Below are 17,508 nucleotides of genomic sequence, written 5' to 3'. Positions count from 1 at the left end.
AAAATCTTGAAACCGATTTACTCGTTGCGCTCAAAGCAGACATACAGTGTTTATAGTCTGTATTAGTAGAAGTTCCAGCCCTTTGCACTTGTAGACTCACAATATTTTTGGGAAAATTTTACCTCTCAAGACTTGGGCGTCAGCATAAAACAGCCTGCCTCAATTGCAGAGCAAGATAAATTTTTTACATTATGGTGTTGACATCATCATATATTTCATATAATTATCTTCTTGTCAATCACACTTTGACTAATAATAAGTTGTAGTTATAGCTTTTGTGAGAAAATTATCAAAATGAAAACATTCTAATTAAAATGAGCTAATCCATATTTATCAATGACAGGGCTTACATAGTTAATTTTGATACTTTACTGTTTTGTGTCAAGTTGAGGGTAAGCGTTAAATAATTAACTCAGTTGTATATATTCTGTAGAAACAGTAGATTTTTCACTCCGTGTGTGCTTAGTAAATATTAACTTGGGATCAAAGCCAATTATGCTATAGCTTTTGTCCCTGAGAAAGGTTAATTTATTTCAGGAATTATGACAGACACTGTGAATAAAATATTTCCATTATCAATCAATCAAAGAGAAATTTATATCGACCAAATGATGTGGTCGGAAGGTTCCCATCTGAATATCGGTGCAGTTGTCACGGTTCAGGGTGCTTTTGATATTGAAGTTTTCAATTATGCTATTAACAAAGTAATTCGTTGCCATCCAGGTTTACGAACGCGAATTTATGAATCTGAAGGTAAGCCTTTGCAGACAATTGCACCGCACCAAGATGCAAAGGTTACTTTAGTTGATTTTTCAAGTCATGAAAATAGTGAACGAGATGCCGAAGAGTATATAAACAGGCAATTTTTCATGCCTTTTAGCTTTGGGAAAAATTCCCCACTTGTGGCTTTTCAACTAATTCGTACCAACAACCAAAAACATATTATTTTTGCTAAATATCATCATGCTATTACTGATGGTTGGGGAACCTCTATTTTCTTCAGGGAAGTTATCAAGACTTACAATCAAATTATCAACAAAGGTGCGGATAATCAAATAGAAAGAAATTGGTCTTTAATTGAATATCTTCAGGAAGAATCAGAGTATTTAGAATCCAAGAATTTTCAGCGCGATCGCGAATATTGGCAGCAACGCCTCAAACAGGTTTCATCTAAGATTTTTCCTCAAATTAAGCCCCAAGAATTGATGGGAAACCGTCAATCTATTTATATTTCTCGTGAGCAATATAACCGGGTTAATACTCTTTGCCAAAATATTCAATCGAATGTCTTTCATCTTATTTTAAGTTTAGTTACAATTTATTTAACTAAACGCTATAATAAAAGTAATTTAGTTATTGGTTTGTCTCTTTTAAATCGCAATAAAAAAAGCTTCAAGGATGCCATTGGTTTATTTGTCAGCACTATTCCGTTCTGGGTGGAGATCGATGGCAATAAAACAATCCATGAACTTCTAGATCAAATCCGCTCTCTATTGCGGCAAGACTATCGCCATCAAAGCTTTCCCTTAGGAGAAATAAAGCGAATCTCTGGCTTACAACCAAGCAGCAAAGACCATTTATTTGAAGTTTATCTTTCCTACGAAAGGCACGATTACAACGAATGTTTTGCTGATACTAAAACAAGCTGTGTTCCTCTCTACAGTCGTCAACAAAAAGTTCCACTGATTATCTATGTGCGAGAATATGAGGAACATAGTGACATCAAAATTGATTTTGACTACAACCTTTCTTATCTAGATTCTGAGATAGTAGAACAGATAGTTACCAACTTCCAAAACCTGTTTAATAAAGCTGGAGAAAATTTAGAACAAACCATTTCTAGCCTTTCTATTGTATTACCGGAAGTAAACATTTCACGGGATTTGGAAAACCTCTCCGCTAAAAGGGGAGAGGCTTTGAATCTTCCCCCTTTCCTACAAGGTAAGGAAATTAGGGGGTTAGGTTTCGCGTCAACCATAGAAACACTCATTTCCGCTTTTGATAGCACGGCCAACAAATATTCTGAAAATCCAGCAGTTCAATTTAACAAAATCACGCTCACCTACGCCGAACTCAATGCAAAGGCGAATCGCCTAGCTCATTATTTACAAAGCCAAGGAGTGCAGCCAGGAACACGAGTAGGATTATGTTTAGAACGTTCTGAAAACACAATTATTGCCATACTAGGAATCCTGAAAGCTGGTGCAGCCTATGTTCCTCTAGATCCTAATTCTCCCTCTGCACGTCTGCAACTAATTCTGCAAGATAGCGGGATTTTCGCACTCATTTCTGAAGACTCAATTTTATCAGAATTGACTCACAAAAAAGTAGTAGCATTTACCCTCAAATCTATAGAAAAGGAACTTAGCAATCAACCAGATACATCGCCAGCAATCTACTTAAAACCAGAATTTCCAGCTTATATAATTTACACGAGTGGTTCCACTGGTACGCCCAAAGGTTGTGTTGTAACCCATGCTAACGCCATCCGGTTAATGCGTTCCACAGAAGCTTGGTTTGGCTTTAACGAACAAGATATTTGGACGCTGTTTCACTCCTTCGCCTTTGATTTTTCCGTTTGGGAATTGTGGGGAGCTTTACTCTACGGGGGAAAAGTGATTATTATTCCGTTCTGGTTGAGTAGATCCCCAGAATCATTCCGCGAATTTCTCACCACAGAAAAAGTAACTGTCCTGAATCAAACTCCTTCCGCCTTCAACCAACTGATTCGTGCCGACGAAGCCAGTGTGGGAAAACTGGCGTTGCGCTATGTTATCTTTGGCGGTGAAGCTTTGGATTTGCCAAGTCTGCGTCCCTGGCTGGAAAGGTACGGGGATAAAACCCCGCGTTTAATTAATATGTACGGCATTACAGAAACCACCGTTCACGTCACCTATCGCCCCATTTCCCAGTCTGACCTTAGCAAAAATCGTGCTAGTGTAATCGGTACAGAGATTCCCGACTTGCAAATATACCTGCTCAATGAAAAGCTAGAACCCGTTGTTGATGGATTACCAGGAGAAATTTATGTAGCCGGTGCAGGGGTGACTGGCGGTTACTTAAATCGTCCCGCACTTACAGCAGAACGATTTTTACCGAATCCTTTTGCAGAAGGACGACTTTACCGCAGTGGCGATTTAGCGCGGAGATTGCCTAACGGAGATTTAGAATATTTAGGAAGAATAGATAGACAAGTCAAAATTCGCGGTTTTCGGATTGAGTTGGGAGAAATCCAAACAGCGCTAACGTCCCATTTTCAAGTTCGTGAAGCTTTGATTTTGACTGATGAATGGGAAGAAGAAAATAGGCTGATTGCTTATTATGTTCCAGGGGAATCCCATCCTAATACCAATGAACTGCGTCAGTACCTCAAAACCAAGCTGCCTGATTATATGGTACCAGCAGCTTACGTAAGTTTAGAAGCCTTTCCTTTGACTGTTAATGGTAAAATTGATACACAAGCATTACCTGCGGCCGATTGGAACCTTTTAAGGGTAGAAGAAGACTATGTAGCTCCCCGCAATGCTGATGAAGAAAGCTTCTGTGCAATTGTATCCGCAGTCCTTGGTCTGGAAAAAGTCGGGATTGACGATAATTTCTTTGAAATTGGCGGTGATTCGATTTTGGCTTTGCAAGTTATTGCCAAAGCTAAAAAAGCAGGTTTTGCAATTTCCGCCAGAGACCTCTATGAATTTGCAACTGTGCGGCAGTTAGCTGTTAAAAAAGCAGTATTAACTACAACTGCATTGAGTGAAACTACGGGTATTTACCTTATATCAGAAAGCGATCGCCAGCGCTTACCAAAAGATGCAGAAGATGCTTATCCCCTCTCTAGTTTACAGGGGGGAATGCTCTATCACAGTGAGATGCATCCTGACTCGGCAATTTTCCACCAAATTTTCACCTTTGATTTACGCCTTACTTATTCAGAAGCAGCTTGGAAAAATGCGATCGCTGATATTTGCCGCGCACATTCAGTATTGCGGACTTCTTTCCACTGGACAGGATACAGCGTGCCGATTCAAATTGTTCACGCTCAAGTTGAATTACCTTTAACGGTTGTCGATTTGCGTAATTTGGGAGCGAATGCACCTCAGCAAGTTGCCAAATGGATTGAGTCTGAAAAAACCCGCTCCTTTAATATCGCGAAACCTCCCTTATTCCGCTTCCAGATTTACCGACTCTCAGATGACCAACTCAGCTTCAGCTTCAGTTTTCACCACGTCATTCTGGATGGTTGGAGTGTCGCAACATTACTCACGCAATTATTACAACGTTATGTTCAGTATTTAGAAACCGGAAATGTTCCAGCCTTGACAGTTCCAGAGATTGCTTACAGAGATTTTATCGCTCAAGAACAACAAGCGATCGCTGACAAGCAACTGCAAGAATTTTGGCAAAAACATCTCAGCAACTTGGAAGTTAGCACCCTCCCACGTCTGAATGTAGAGCATTCCATGTCTTTACAACGCCATCTGCAACGCTTATCAATCCCTATTGACGAGCAGTTAGCTAATAGCCTCCACAAACTTGCCAAAAATGCTGGAGTCCCTCTGAAAACTGCGCTTTTAGCCGTGCATCTGCGCGTTCTCTCCTTTTTAACTGGACAAAATGAAGTTGTGACTGGTAATGTCATCAATGGACGACCCGAAACCCTTGACAGTGAAAATCTGTTAGGTTTGTTCGTCAATACGATACCGTTGAGGATGGAATTAACATCCGGTAGTTGGTTAGAGTTAATCCAAACCGTTTTCCGTGCTGAACGGGATATCCTCCCTTATCGGAATTTCCCATTAGCTGAGATGCAACGCCTGATTGATCAGCGTCCTTTATTTGAAGTAGGATTCAACTACGTCCATTTTCACGTATATGAAGGACTGCTAAATCTACCTCAAGTTGAAGTTAACAACGTTGATATTTTTGAAGAGACAGACTTTCCCTTTTTAGTAGAGTTTTGTCTGGTTCCAGGAAGTGCAGCCCTGCAATTAAATTTAATCTATGACGTGCAGCAGTTTGGCGATGCACAAGTTGAGCAATATAGCAAGTATTATCAAACTGCCCTGACTGAACTTGCCACTCAACCACAAACACCATACCACAAGCGATCGCTCCTCTCTTCTGAAGAACGCCAAAGCCTACTGCAAGCTTCCAATCTCGACTCAGCCAGTTATCTATCTGACAAAACCCTGGTTTTTGCCTTTGCTCAAGCGGTGTCCCAATATGCAGACAAAACCGCCCTCTGTTTCCAAGAAACTGCTCTCAGTTTTGCGGAATTAAATACTTGTTCCAATCGCCTTGCACATTACCTCAAAAGCAAAGGCGTTAAACCAGAAACCCTTGTAGGGCTTTGTTTAGAACGTTCGGAACATTTAGTAATAGCCATCCTAGCAATTCTCAAAGCTGGTGGTGCTTATGTTCCTGTTGATACTAGTTATCCAAGCGATCGTATAGAATTTCTATTACAAGATAGTGGCGTTTCTCTACTCATCACCCAGCGTTCAGTCGTTCCCCAAATTCCCGCAGGTGATACCGAAATTATCATTCTAGAAGATATAGCCACCCAACTAGAAAATCAAAGCCATAAGTCCTTAGCAGTCCAGATATTACCAGAGCATCCAGCCTATATAATTTATACAAGTGGTTCCACAGGGAAACCTAAAGGTTGTGTCGTTACCCATGCCAACGTTATCCGCCTGCTCAAAGCCACTCAATCCTGGTTTGAATTTAACAGCGCAGATGTTTGGACGTTGTTTCACTCCTACGCCTTCGACTTCTCTGTTTGGGAACTGTGGGGAGCTTTGCTATATGGCGGTCAACTAGTCGTAGTCCCCTATTGGACAAATCGCTCACCAAAAGACTTTTTCCAACTGCTCCAAAACCACAAAGTTACGGTATTAAATCAAACTCCATCAGCCTTTAAGCAATTAATCCAATTAGCCACATCAGAGACACAAAAGCTACCTTTACGTTACGTCATTTTCGGGGGAGAAGCCTTAGAACTACCAAGCCTACAACCGTGGTTTGAGTTATATGGCGACGAAAAACCGAGATTAATTAATATGTACGGGATTACCGAAACCACCGTTCATGTCACCTATAGACCGATTACCCAAGCAGATGTAAACGCCAATCAAGGTAGTGTTATTGGTCAATCGATTCCCGATTTAAATCTCTATATCTTAGATGAGAACCTGGAACCAATGCCGATAGGGGTTCCTGGGGAAATCTACATTGGCGGTGCGGGAGTGACGCGGGGTTATCTGCATCAGCCTCGTTTAAGTGCAGAGAGATTTATTCCCGACCCCTACGCCAAAACTCTTGGTAGTCGTCTATATCGCAGTGGAGATTTAGCGCGTCGTCTACCGAATGGCGAACTAGAATATCTCGGACGCGCCGACCAGCAGGTTAAAATACGCGGTTTTCGTATTGAACTAGGTGAAATTGCCGCTGTTATCAGCACTCACTCCCAAGTAAAAGAAGCCTTAGTCACTGTAAGGAAAGCTCCAAATGGAGATAATCGGCTAATTGCTTACTTTATCTCTAATACCGATTCAGATTTGAAAACCGTCTTACCAGAGTTTTTAAAGAGCAAATTACCAGACTATATGATTCCAGTGGTCTATGTGCCACTAGAAACAATTCCCTTAACAGTTAACGGCAAAGTAGACTACAAAGCCTTACCCGCACCCGATTGGAGTGGGACAAATAAACCTTACATTGCACCCAGAAATGACCAAGAAGCAACTATCTGTTCCCTGATGGCTAGTTTATTACAAATAGAACGGGTAGGAATTACCGATGATTTCTTTGAAATTGGCGGAGATTCCCTGCTAGTTACCCAATTAGCCATCCGTTTGCGCCAAAGCTATCAAACCGAGTTTCCCCTACCTCAATTATTCACCCATCGCACCCCAGAAGCGATCGCTCTTTTACTAGCAGCTTCTCCATCTGTGCAAACAACCGCCGATATTCCCAAAGCATCGCGTCAACGCCGTTCCGTAAACTTAAGCGATGACGGCATATTAGTTAAAGGTAATGGGTAATAGACCAATCACCAAAATAAAGGAGCCTAAAAAATCATGAGTAACAACGAACACAACGACGAAATTATTTATCTTGTAGTAGTCAATCATGAAGAACAATATTCAATTTGGCCGAAATGGAAACAGGAACTGCCATTAGGATGGAAATCAGTAGGCAAAGAAGGCCCTAAAGCTGAATGTTTAGCCTATATCGAAGAAGTATGGACAGATATGCGTCCTTTAAGTTTACGTCAGGCGATGCAGGAATAAGAGAGCAGGGGGAGCAGGGGAGTTAGAAGAGGCAGGGGGAGAGAAAAGAAGCATGTAAAGAAAAATTGAAGGTAATTATTGGGTAAATAAGATAATTTTGTTAATTCGCCGCTGGAATTTATTCTATTTATTCAATAAAACGCTCTAATTCTTCTCTATTTCCCCGGTCCATTCCTCAACATACCCCATGACTAAAATTCCCAAAATAATCCATCAGATTTTTTTTCTGGGAGAAGCAGCCATACCAGAAAAATATCGTCGTTATCATCAAACAGTTTTGCATCATCACCCTGATTGGGAACACCAATTTTGGGATGAAGCCAGAGCAAGGAAATTTATGGCAGATAATTATTCCTGGTTTCTGCCAATATTTGATGCTTATCCCCATAAAATTCAACGTTTTGATGCCATACGCTATTTCATCCTTCACCATTATGGAGGCTTCTATATTGATATGGATATTGAATGCCTCAAACCACTTGATGATTTATTAGCAGATTTTGAGCTTGTGCTTTCAAAATTAGTTTGCTTTAGTAATGCCATTATGGGAAGTGTTCCAGGGCATCCCCTCTGGCTAAAAGTCTTCGATGAATTACAAAAACGCAAAGATAATTCAGCCCAAAATACCATGCCTTATTATGTGGGCTACAGCACCGGGCCTATCATGTTAAATGATTCCGTAGTAGCAAGTAAATTCCATGAAAGTCCCACAGTTCGTATATGCCCAGGATATATTTTTGAACCAGGTGCTCCAATGGAACTAAACGGCAAAATCTTCAAGAGTCAGCCTAGCTCAGAGACTTATACCATACACCACATGACTACTTCTTGGTTGCCTGCAAAACACCAGATAACCAGAGTTTTATTCGGTATGCTTTTAGAACCATACTGGTTCTTTCGCTCTTTTCTCAAAGGTACTGTGTGATTCTTTCGCGTGAGCTTGTTTATAAAAGAAGCTCACTTCAAAAAAATCAAAACAGTACTACTTATGTAATACCAATTTCTGTGAATTTAAGTGCATCTTCATGGAGAATTGGTATAACTTTATTTACAAATTTTTTCTAACTTCTCTAGCAGCAATTAAGATATATATTGTAATGGCTGTGAAGATTTCTGTTCATAAACATATCGCAGAATTTCATCTACCGCTCGCTTTACTCCGCCAGCCGCACGACAAGCATCGCCCAAACGACCACTATTTACTCGGAAAGAGTTATTATCAAAAATTCGTTGTGCCGTCTGCTGCAAGCCTTCTGGAGTTATATCTTCTAACATCATCATAATTCCTGCACCCTGCTCCTGAATGCGGCGGGAAATGATTTCTTGCTCATAAGTTTGTGGTACTGCAATCATTGGTACCGAATACCAGACAGCTTCCCGTGTTCCACCGCCTGCTCCGTGCATAATGAATAGACTGGCACGTTCTAATATTTGTAATTGGGGAACAGTACCCATAGCTCGAATGATAAAGTTTTCTGGAATATCTCCTAGAAGTGTGACATCTAAAGCTGGACTCAACACCATTACTACCTGAGCATCGGTGTTAGCAAAAGCCTCAATGCATTTCTGGTAAAATCCCAAACCTGGGTCGTGAATGTTCCCAAATGAAATCAGGATGAGCTTGGATGAATGCAATTTCTCCATTGGGAAATCATATTCTACTGCCCGCACTGGATTACAAGGGCCAACAAAATGAAAGCGTTTATCAAATTTATCGCTATAAGGTTGGAGTTCTAGGGGTAAATAACAAATGTTGAGAGGTTCAATATTAGTAAAAGTGTCAACAAATTTAATTGGAGGTACACCATAAGTTGCTCGTAACTCACGTTGATGTTGACGATAGTGCTTCATCCCGACAGCCGCCTCTTTTAACAATCGTGGTAGTTTCTTCCTCAGCCAAGGACATTCATAGAAACTTTCGGGAGTAAAAGCGGCTGTAGCAATGGAATTAATAGCGGGAATATTGAGCAACTGCGCTACTAGTCTTCCCCAGAGACAGAGAGAGTCGTGAATAATATAATCTGGCTTTTCTGCACGCACTGATTCTAAGAGTGCTGGTAGCATCTCACGAGTACACCAAGTTAGAGAGGGCACTAGAGACATTTCATTTTCAGATGGTGGCGCTGTCTCAGGATTGAGTTGAGGATAGCAACGAAAAGCAGCTCCAAAAGACTCGATTTCTTGTTGAAAACGGGGAATTTCGTAGTAAATTACCTCTTCACATCTCTTCACCAACTCCGTCACTAATCCAAAGGTGGGAATTACGTGCCCGGCAGCTGAAACGTTCATAAATATTACACGGCTCATAGAAAATACCCTGCTAGTTTTAAAAATTCAAAGATTAACAATAACCTGATGATATTTCTTGAGAGTAGGGCGATGACCAACACTAATAAAGGTTATCCCTGTTTCTACTAAAAGACTATAAAGATGTTCTTCGTTGTTAATATCTAAAGCACTGGTTGCTTCATCTAAAATTGCATATTTGGGTTTCGTAATTAAAAGCCGAGCAAAAGCTAATCTTTGTTGTTCCCCTAAAGAAAGAAGATCGCTCCAATCTTGCTCGACCTCAAAACCACCAAACCGTTCTGCTAAGTCTGACAAATTTACTCTGTGGAGAACTTGATGAAGTTCTTCATCACTGAGATCAACCTTGGCGTTAGGATAGATTAACTGCTCCCGAAGAGTCCCTAAAATCATATAAGGGCGCTGCGGTAAAAATAGTATTTCTTCTAATTCTGGACGAACAATTACACCTGTTCCCGAATTCCATAAACCAGCTAAGGCACGCAACAAAGAACTTTTACCACAACCGCTATCTCCCATAATTAGTAATCCCTGCCCTGTTGGCAATGCTACAGAAAGGTTACTAAATAAAGTTTTTTGATAATTGGGAGTTTGGACAGTCAGGTTTTCCAAAGCTAAACGGCTGTCTATGACTATATCAATAGTCTTAGCATTAGCTATTGCTTTGCTTGGCTGTTTGAGATATTCAGAAAAAATATATAGGCGATTAATTGAAGCAGCAAATTTAGTGAATTTTTCAAACTGATACATAATCAGATTCACAGAAAAAGCGACCTGCCCAAAGGCACCACCCGCTTCTGTAACTTTTCCCACCTCTGTTTCACCTGACAGAATCTGGTTTCCTAAAATCAATGCTGGTATGATCCAGGGTAGATAACCAAACTGATATTTAAATATATTTAAATACACCTCTGACCATAATATCAATCGCTTAAAATTATTAAAAACCTCATTAAATATAAGTTTAATTTTATTGGCTTCTTGAAGGATACCGTTATAAAAAGCAATAGACTCGGCATTCTCTCTTATACGAACTAAACCAAAGCGAAAATCAGCTTCTTTTTTGAGTTGTTCAAAATTTAGTTGCGTTAATTTTTTGCCATAGAACCCAATTGTTATGGCGTAGGCTAAAATGGAGTAAATTACCAGAACAATAACTAGATTTTTTGAAATAGACCAGAGAATGACACTAAAAGCAATTACTACAAAAACAGATTCCAGACAGTTGACCAAAAATTGAATAGATTGCTGGCAGAAATTGGCAACATCTTCAGAAATACGTTGGTCTGGGTTATCAATCTCTTTGTGGGAGTTACTCACCTCATAAAAAGCGCGATTTTTGAAATATTGATTAAGTAAATGATGGGTCAACCATCGTCGCCAATAAATGCCGATTGTCTCTCGCAGATAACCATAGGCAGAATTTAGAAAACCAAAGACAATTATTCCCCCGAACGCAACCAGTATACCTTGCCAGAATTTAGTACTATTATGAGCGGAAAGGGCAGAAATTAAATCTCCTTGTTTACTATTTAACAATACCTTGACTTGGGTAGTAGCTAACAATAAAACTCCGAGAAGCACAAGTAAACCTATAGCACCTCGTTTTTCATTACCTAACCAATAGAGTTGAGCGATCGCCCAAAACCGTTTAACCGCTTTCAAGCTGAATCGATTCATTTGTAGACTATATAAATTTTTCTAGTTCTGAGGATTTTCATAACTATGCCTTCTAGTTACTGCGGTAGGGATTAATCACGCACAGGTTCAAAAGAGAGTGTCCTTGACGATCGCAATTTACCCCCTACTAGCGATCGCTAACTTTATTCCTGTATATCTACTCCGCAATCTAGAGTTTACGCACTTCCTCTTAGTTACAATAAGTAGTACTTTCATCTCAATTTGACCAAGTATACATATAATACAGAACGACAACCAAATCATAATTTTATACATAAAAATGCGTATTTTCACATTTATTTGGTTAGGACAATTAATTTCTCTGATTGGCGTCTCTATGACTGGGTTTGCTCTGGATATCTCGGTATTCCAGCAAACTGGCTCTGCTACCCAATTTGCTTTCCTTACCCTGACTTGTACAATACCACTCATCGTCATTTCGCCAATAGCAGGCACATTAGTCGATCGTTGGGATCGTCGCTGGATAATGATTATTAGTCATGTCTGTAAAGGACTGTGTACCCTAATTCTGATACTGCTAATCAGTATTGGTCAACTAGAGATTTGGCATATCTATCTCAGAAATATCATCACTTCCATCATCGGTGCTTTCCATACGCCCGCTTATAAAGCTTCCATTACCTCTTTGGTGCCTCAAGAGGATTTAGCACGGGTGAGCGGTATGATTCAATTGGGAATGGGCATTCAGCAAATCATCTCGCCTTTACTAGCAGGTATTTTGCTGGGTATTGTTAAGCAAAGAGGCATTCTCATCATCGACTTCGCAACTTTACTAGTTGCCCTTGTTCCCCTTCTGTTAGTGCGATTCCCGGAGTTAAGCCAAGCTACTGATGCCAATGAGGACACTCCGCATACCTCACTTTTGCAAGAAACACTGTATGGCTGGACTTATCTAACAGAGCGTCCTGGACTACTCAGCTTTGTGATTCTGTTCACGATTTACCAATTCCTGGTTGGCTTTGTCAGTGTACTAAGCTTTCCCCTAATTCTTTCTTTAACTACGCCAGCTAAATTAGGACAGATTGCATTTGCTAGCGGTCTTGGTATGTTCGTAGGGGCTATAGTGATGAGTACATGGAAGAATAGTTGGCAGAACTTGATCAGCCCTGTTCTAATCACTATGTCATTGAGTGGGGTGTGCATTGCCATTGCTGGTTTACGCCCTTCTATCATCCAAATTGCGATCGCTACTTTACTTTTCTTCCTGACTGCACCTTTCATCAATGGCTCAGTGCAAGTTATCTTGCAGACAAAAGTTGCTGAGTCGGTACAGGGAAGAGTATTTGCATTAACCGGAGCGATGTGGGGGGTCGCTGTACCGCTAGCTGCGATCGTTGCAGGCCCACTAGCTGACTATGTTTTCGAGCCACTGATGGCTTTTGATGGACTTTGGTCTCAAGTACTGGTTGGCCAAATAATTGGCTCTGGGCCTGGTCGTGGTATTGGACTATTGTTCGTAATTATCGGGTGTTTTATATTAGTAACAGCATTTATCGGCTCCCAATACCCTGCCATCCGAGACTTAGAAGTTAATGTGCCTGATTTTGAATCTTCAGCAAGCAAGGTGTCCCCCATGTAGAGATTAGAGAGGCAATAAAACTTGCTCCTATTCTTGAGCTTTACTTGTCGCCTGTAATAGTCGTCCTAAGACAAATGTAAATGGTGGAAGTTTAATTCGCATACCACCTTCCACAAGATGGAATACTCCACCTGATGTAGCAATCAGCATATCGACTCCGCAGAACTCCCCGTACCAATTAGGAATTTTGAAAGCCTCCTCCAATACTGGTATGGCTCCCAGGTTCATCGCAACGAAAAGTGGCTGTTCATACTCTGCACCATGAATGAGTACACACCAGAGACCATTATTTCTAGAGCATAAGAGAGTGCGGTTTCCACTCTGAATTAGTCTGTTTTGAAACCTAATTTCGGCAAGCTGTCGAATTAGTAAAAAACTTGGGTGGTTTTTATTATATGGTTCAAAAATTTTGCGGTTAATCGGCCCAAACTCCCACACACACCCAGGGTTATCAAACATATCTTCCCGCACATAGCAATCATGACCAATGCACTCACCTGTATCCTGATGTTGATGCATCCCTAAAGCGCCAGAAAATTCTTGCTCTGTTCCTTGATAAATAGAAGGTATTTGTGGCCCTAAAATCAAGCAAGAAAGTGCAAAATATAAACGGACTCGCGCTTCATTTTGGCTTCCTAGACAACTTAAGAATTGATGGAAAATTCTACTTGTATCTTGGTTATCGAGGAACATAATATTATTCCGCCAACCAGCATGATATGCGTGTGATGGCTCTAGAAAACCACAAAAATAATCTGCCAAACCCCCTAGCCAATTACCATCAGTCAAAGAATGCTTGACAGCATAATAAGTAGGGTAGTCGATCAGATTTGAAAATTTAGCCCCATTGTAGGCAATTACTTCTTCATGGGTACTGCCAGCGTGTTCGGCTATTTGTAGAAACTGCTTTTTCCCAAGATAGGCAGCATACCTTGATATTTCTTCAACGCAAGGCTCCCAGAAATCAAGACCAACATGACGTGCTGAATCATATCGGAAGCCATCAATGTCTGTTTCTGCAATCCAGTATTTTAGGTGTTGAATCAGCAATTCTCGAACATAACTTGTCTCTGTTCGCCAATCTTCCAGAAAGCCAAAGAGTCTTTGATTTACCATATCAGTGTATTCAGGCCCGTGGAAGAGTAATGTGTTACGTGCTTCTATAGGAAAAGGCATGACTGCAAAGTCATCACCTTGCACATACTTAAACTTTCCCCCTGGTGGTCCCCCATACTCTTCCCAGTTAATGCTATCTGCAATATGGTTGTTAACTACGTCTAAAATGACTGCAATATCAGCTTCATGAGCAGTTTTCACCAACTCACGCAGACACATAAGTGTACCCAGACGTGGATCAACCATCAACAAGTGGATGGGATGATAGCCATGATAGCCATCAGCAGCGTTGACATAGACAGGGCTGAGGATAATGGCTCTAATTCCCAATGACTTCAAGTATGTTATCTGCTCAATTACGCCCCGAATAGTCCCACCATGACTTGTATAGGGGGAAGTCGGATCGTATTTGACTGCACTTAGACCAGTGTAGTTGCTGTCTGCACTGCGAGCAAATCGATCGATCATGATTGAGTAAAATAGACGTGCATCCCAATCATTAGGACTAGATGTCATTGCAACCTTTGGTTTTAGTCCATATAAAGGCTGATTATCTACATAGCCCAGGAATACAGATGGAATTTCAGCCATTGAGCGGGGTGCTTCATCACAGACTAACAAAAAATGCGATCGCGTGCTTGTATGTTCATTACCAAATGTATCCACATAACCTAAACTGTAGCGATATCCTCCCCCACTACTGATAGGTGGTAGGATGAGTGAGAACATTTGGAAGCCATTGTCTATAATGCTTTCAGTTTGTGCCGTAATTCGATCTGAATCGCAATATCCTTGTCCATCATTCAATTCATACGCTATCTGACCATAATCTGGATTTTTAGATAAGTGAACACCAAATCTGAGGGAGATTTTTTCATCACTCCTAAACACCCAAGTATATGGTGCTGTGCTAGGGTCGAGATGTACTTCACAGTATTCGTCAAAATAGCGCATATAGCATTCCTACGAATTAAAGATGGGGAGTTGGCAAACAATTTATCTCAGGTAATGGACTTCCTGATTCATAAATCAAAATTTTATTCTAGAAATCATCCTTGCATATTACTATTATTTGTCTTAAATATTACAGAAAGTTTCTTTATATTCAAATTATTAGCGAATATCGTTTTTTCTCTTTCCAGTTTTTCCATATTTGTAAAATACTAAATCCACTGTATCATCAGCATAAAAATTGAGAGATTTGCCTTATCACCATCTCTCAAAACATCTACTTTTGTCTCCTTTGTTTGCCAGTTAACCTTCCAGTTAAGCGAAAAATTCCAAAAAGTCACACAAAGGATTGCTACCAATTTTGCCAAATATTCATTCACTCTAAATCGATAAAACAGCCAATTCACAATTAAAGCATTGAAAATAAGTCCAAAAAAACAAATTAGGTTGAACTTGAAAAAACGTTGCAAACGCTGGACTAATTGTTGCTGAACAGACACATCACCAAAAGTCCATACATCATTCCAGAGAAAATTATTAATAATTGCTATCTCTGTTGAAAGTATTGCACTCGGAGTTAACAACCAACCCAACAGGGTATGCAGAACATAGAATCCTCCCAAGTCTACAAATACACCACTTAAACCTACTATGGCGAAACGAATCAACCTACTCATAAAGAGCCAAGTTAAGTATAGTCGATTTGTGCGATCGTTAATCTGAAGATCGTAATTCATTCAGTTTCATACTTATCATATTTTTACTCCATTTCTAGCACTTGTATAATCTCAAGTACTACTGTTTAAGTTCGTTCGATTTTCTCAAATTCCCATAAACCTCCAGGTGGTAAATTAAGTATTTTAATCACTTTCAAAGAATAGGTTATATCTTGCTCCATTTGATGAAATAAACTACTACTATTTTGCATAAATAAAATATGACTATATTTCGGAGAAATCGGCAGCAGAAAATTATCTGCTACAGGTAGTAGACAAACTTTTGGTAAATAATGACTTAAGGTTAGAATTCCTCCCAAATTAACAGGATAGTCATTAATTATCAGTAAAGGCTTTTCTGATTGATTGAGAACTTGAGCTGTTTCTCTAATATATTGACCATCGGATTGCAGCCACCAATTCTCCGCTTGAAAAAATCTGGCATCAGAAACTAAACCTGCTATGAACAATCCGACTATTAGGAATTGAGATATTTTTGCCTGCCAATTATGTTGTTGCAAAATATTAAAAGCTAAAATATAGGCTACAATAATTTCTAGACTAAGATATAAAGGCAGTTGGTAACGAACTTGAATGGAGCGAATACCTCCATAAATTAGGTCATATATCACTAACAATAGACTGGGAAAACCTCCCAAGATAAAAATCAATAGACTGGTTTTATTTATTGGAAATTTTCTGAGGAAAAATCCCAAGTAAATAATCAAGCTTAAACTGAATATTAACGCAGGAATACTATAAAATAAAGAGCCTTCAAGAGTAAAACTATTAAACCCAAATATATCTGAGGTTAAATTAAGATCGAAAAATATTCGAGTGACTCGAATCAAAAAAATAGCAATTAGCTCGAAGGGATTATTTATCCACTTTAGTGCCGACCCTGAAGTTAGCTCTAGTGCTGTGCTAGTGTGGGGGATGATCGCAATCAACCAAGGCAAAAGCATTAAGAAGACAGCAATACTAACAAGCAGATAATTGAGTAAGGTTTTGCTGAAGTGAAACTGTTGTTGAATAACTACATAAATACCATGAGCTATAATTACCAGAACTGTGAATAAATGGGTGTATAATCCTAAAACTAAGGTGAGGGTATACAAAACCCAATTTTCTTTTTTTTCTTGTCTAATAGCTCGCAATAAAGCAGCACTCGATAGTAAAATCTCTACCATCCACAAACTGTATTGACGTGCTTCTTGAGCAAAAAATAACTGCAAAGGAGAAACGGCAATTAATGCCATCGCTACCCATGCCACAAGTGGAGACTCAAACAACTCTAAACACAACCAATAGACGCTGGGAAATATGAACAGACTGATGAGTGCTGATAAACTCCTGATCCCAGTAGGTGAATCTCCAAATACTTGCACCCAGAATCTCACCATTACGTAATATAAGGGGGGATGCTGTGGGTCTGAGGTGATTAAGTAATTAACTGTATCAGCTACACCACGATCTGGATTAATGTGCTGATATTTGTCGAAGGTGCTAATAGGAATTGTGCCTTGATGATTATAAACTTCCTGTTTTAGCTCGGCCACAGTGTGACCAGAAATTGCTACGGATGTCCAAGATTCGTCACAGCAGTATATTTTATGTCCTAGATGGGCAAAGCGAAAGAAAATACCTAACCCGATGAGGATTATTAGTAAGATTTTTAACCAAGTCGGGGGATTTGCTTCTGCTAATAATTGCGGTTTGTCCATTTATTGCATATGTATCATTACAGAGAAAGTTGTTGTGAACGCCGCTTGGAAGGTCTTTTAGTAGACTGTAAGGCATCATTTATGCTTTGGAGTCGTATTCTTTGCGCTAACAGCGTCCTATG

General features: G+C 39.9%; 9 protein-coding genes. 4 read left to right on the top strand and 5 right to left on the bottom strand.

Going from position 1 to position 17,508, the window contains the following annotated elements; all coding sequences use genetic code 11:
* The first annotated feature begins 542 nt into the window (after positions 1–542).
* The 3 genes from ACM0OY_RS14175 (at position 543) to ACM0OY_RS14165 (ending at position 8,217) form a co-directional block, all read left to right on the top strand.
* Positions 543–7,043, top strand: coding sequence for an amino acid adenylation domain-containing protein (locus tag ACM0OY_RS14175; protein ID WP_414569479.1), 6,501 nt, complete (start codon positions 543–545; stop codon positions 7,041–7,043).
* A gap of 36 nt (positions 7,044–7,079) precedes the next feature.
* The gene (locus tag ACM0OY_RS14170) at positions 7,080–7,292 is read left to right on the top strand and encodes an MbtH family protein (RefSeq protein ID WP_335033007.1); all 213 of its coding nucleotides are present in this window, start codon (positions 7,080–7,082) and stop codon (positions 7,290–7,292) included.
* Positions 7,293–7,479: 187 nt separating this feature from the next.
* Entirely contained in the window at positions 7,480–8,217 is a 738-nt protein-coding gene (locus tag ACM0OY_RS14165) for a glycosyltransferase family 32 protein (RefSeq protein WP_414569478.1), read from the top strand.
* Positions 8,218–8,372: 155 nt separating this feature from the next.
* Here the strand turns inward: ACM0OY_RS14165 and ACM0OY_RS14160 are convergent, their stop codons facing one another.
* Positions 8,373–9,599 carry a macrolide family glycosyltransferase gene (locus ACM0OY_RS14160; protein ID WP_414569477.1) on the bottom strand — a complete coding sequence of 409 codons (1,227 nt, stop codon included), beginning with the start codon at positions 9,597–9,599 and terminating at the stop codon, positions 8,373–8,375.
* Between the two features lie 27 nt (positions 9,600–9,626).
* A complete protein-coding gene (locus ACM0OY_RS14155) occupies positions 9,627–11,279 on the bottom strand; it encodes an ABC transporter ATP-binding protein/permease (protein ID WP_414569476.1) in 1,653 nt (550 codons plus the stop codon).
* 280 nt (positions 11,280–11,559) lie between these two features.
* Between ACM0OY_RS14155 and ACM0OY_RS14150 the strand changes: the two genes are divergently transcribed.
* The gene (locus ACM0OY_RS14150) at positions 11,560–12,879 is read left to right on the top strand and encodes an MFS transporter (protein WP_414569475.1); all 1,320 of its coding nucleotides are present in this window, start codon (positions 11,560–11,562) and stop codon (positions 12,877–12,879) included.
* 27 nt (positions 12,880–12,906) lie between these two features.
* Here ACM0OY_RS14150 and ACM0OY_RS14145 read toward each other — a convergent pair whose 3' ends face one another.
* The 3 genes from ACM0OY_RS14145 to ACM0OY_RS14135 form a co-directional block, all read right to left on the bottom strand.
* Positions 12,907–14,949: an alpha-amylase family glycosyl hydrolase gene (locus ACM0OY_RS14145; RefSeq protein WP_414569474.1), complete on the bottom strand. Its 2,043-nt coding sequence runs from the start codon at positions 14,947–14,949 to the stop codon at positions 12,907–12,909.
* A gap of 209 nt (positions 14,950–15,158) precedes the next feature.
* On the bottom strand, positions 15,159–15,683 hold the full coding sequence (locus ACM0OY_RS14140) for a GtrA family protein (protein WP_414569473.1): 525 nt from the start codon (positions 15,681–15,683) through the stop codon (positions 15,159–15,161).
* A 65-nt stretch (positions 15,684–15,748) separates the two neighbouring features.
* On the bottom strand, positions 15,749–17,386 hold the full coding sequence (locus ACM0OY_RS14135) for a glycosyltransferase family 39 protein (protein ID WP_414569472.1): 1,638 nt from the start codon (positions 17,384–17,386) through the stop codon (positions 15,749–15,751).
* Positions 17,387–17,508 lie beyond the last annotated feature (122 nt).

Source organism: Nostoc sp. CCY 9925 (assembly GCF_963920935.1).
Classification (GTDB): domain Bacteria; phylum Cyanobacteriota; class Cyanobacteriia; order Cyanobacteriales; family Nostocaceae; genus Nostoc.
This window is presented reverse-complemented; position numbering and strand designations above follow the sequence as displayed.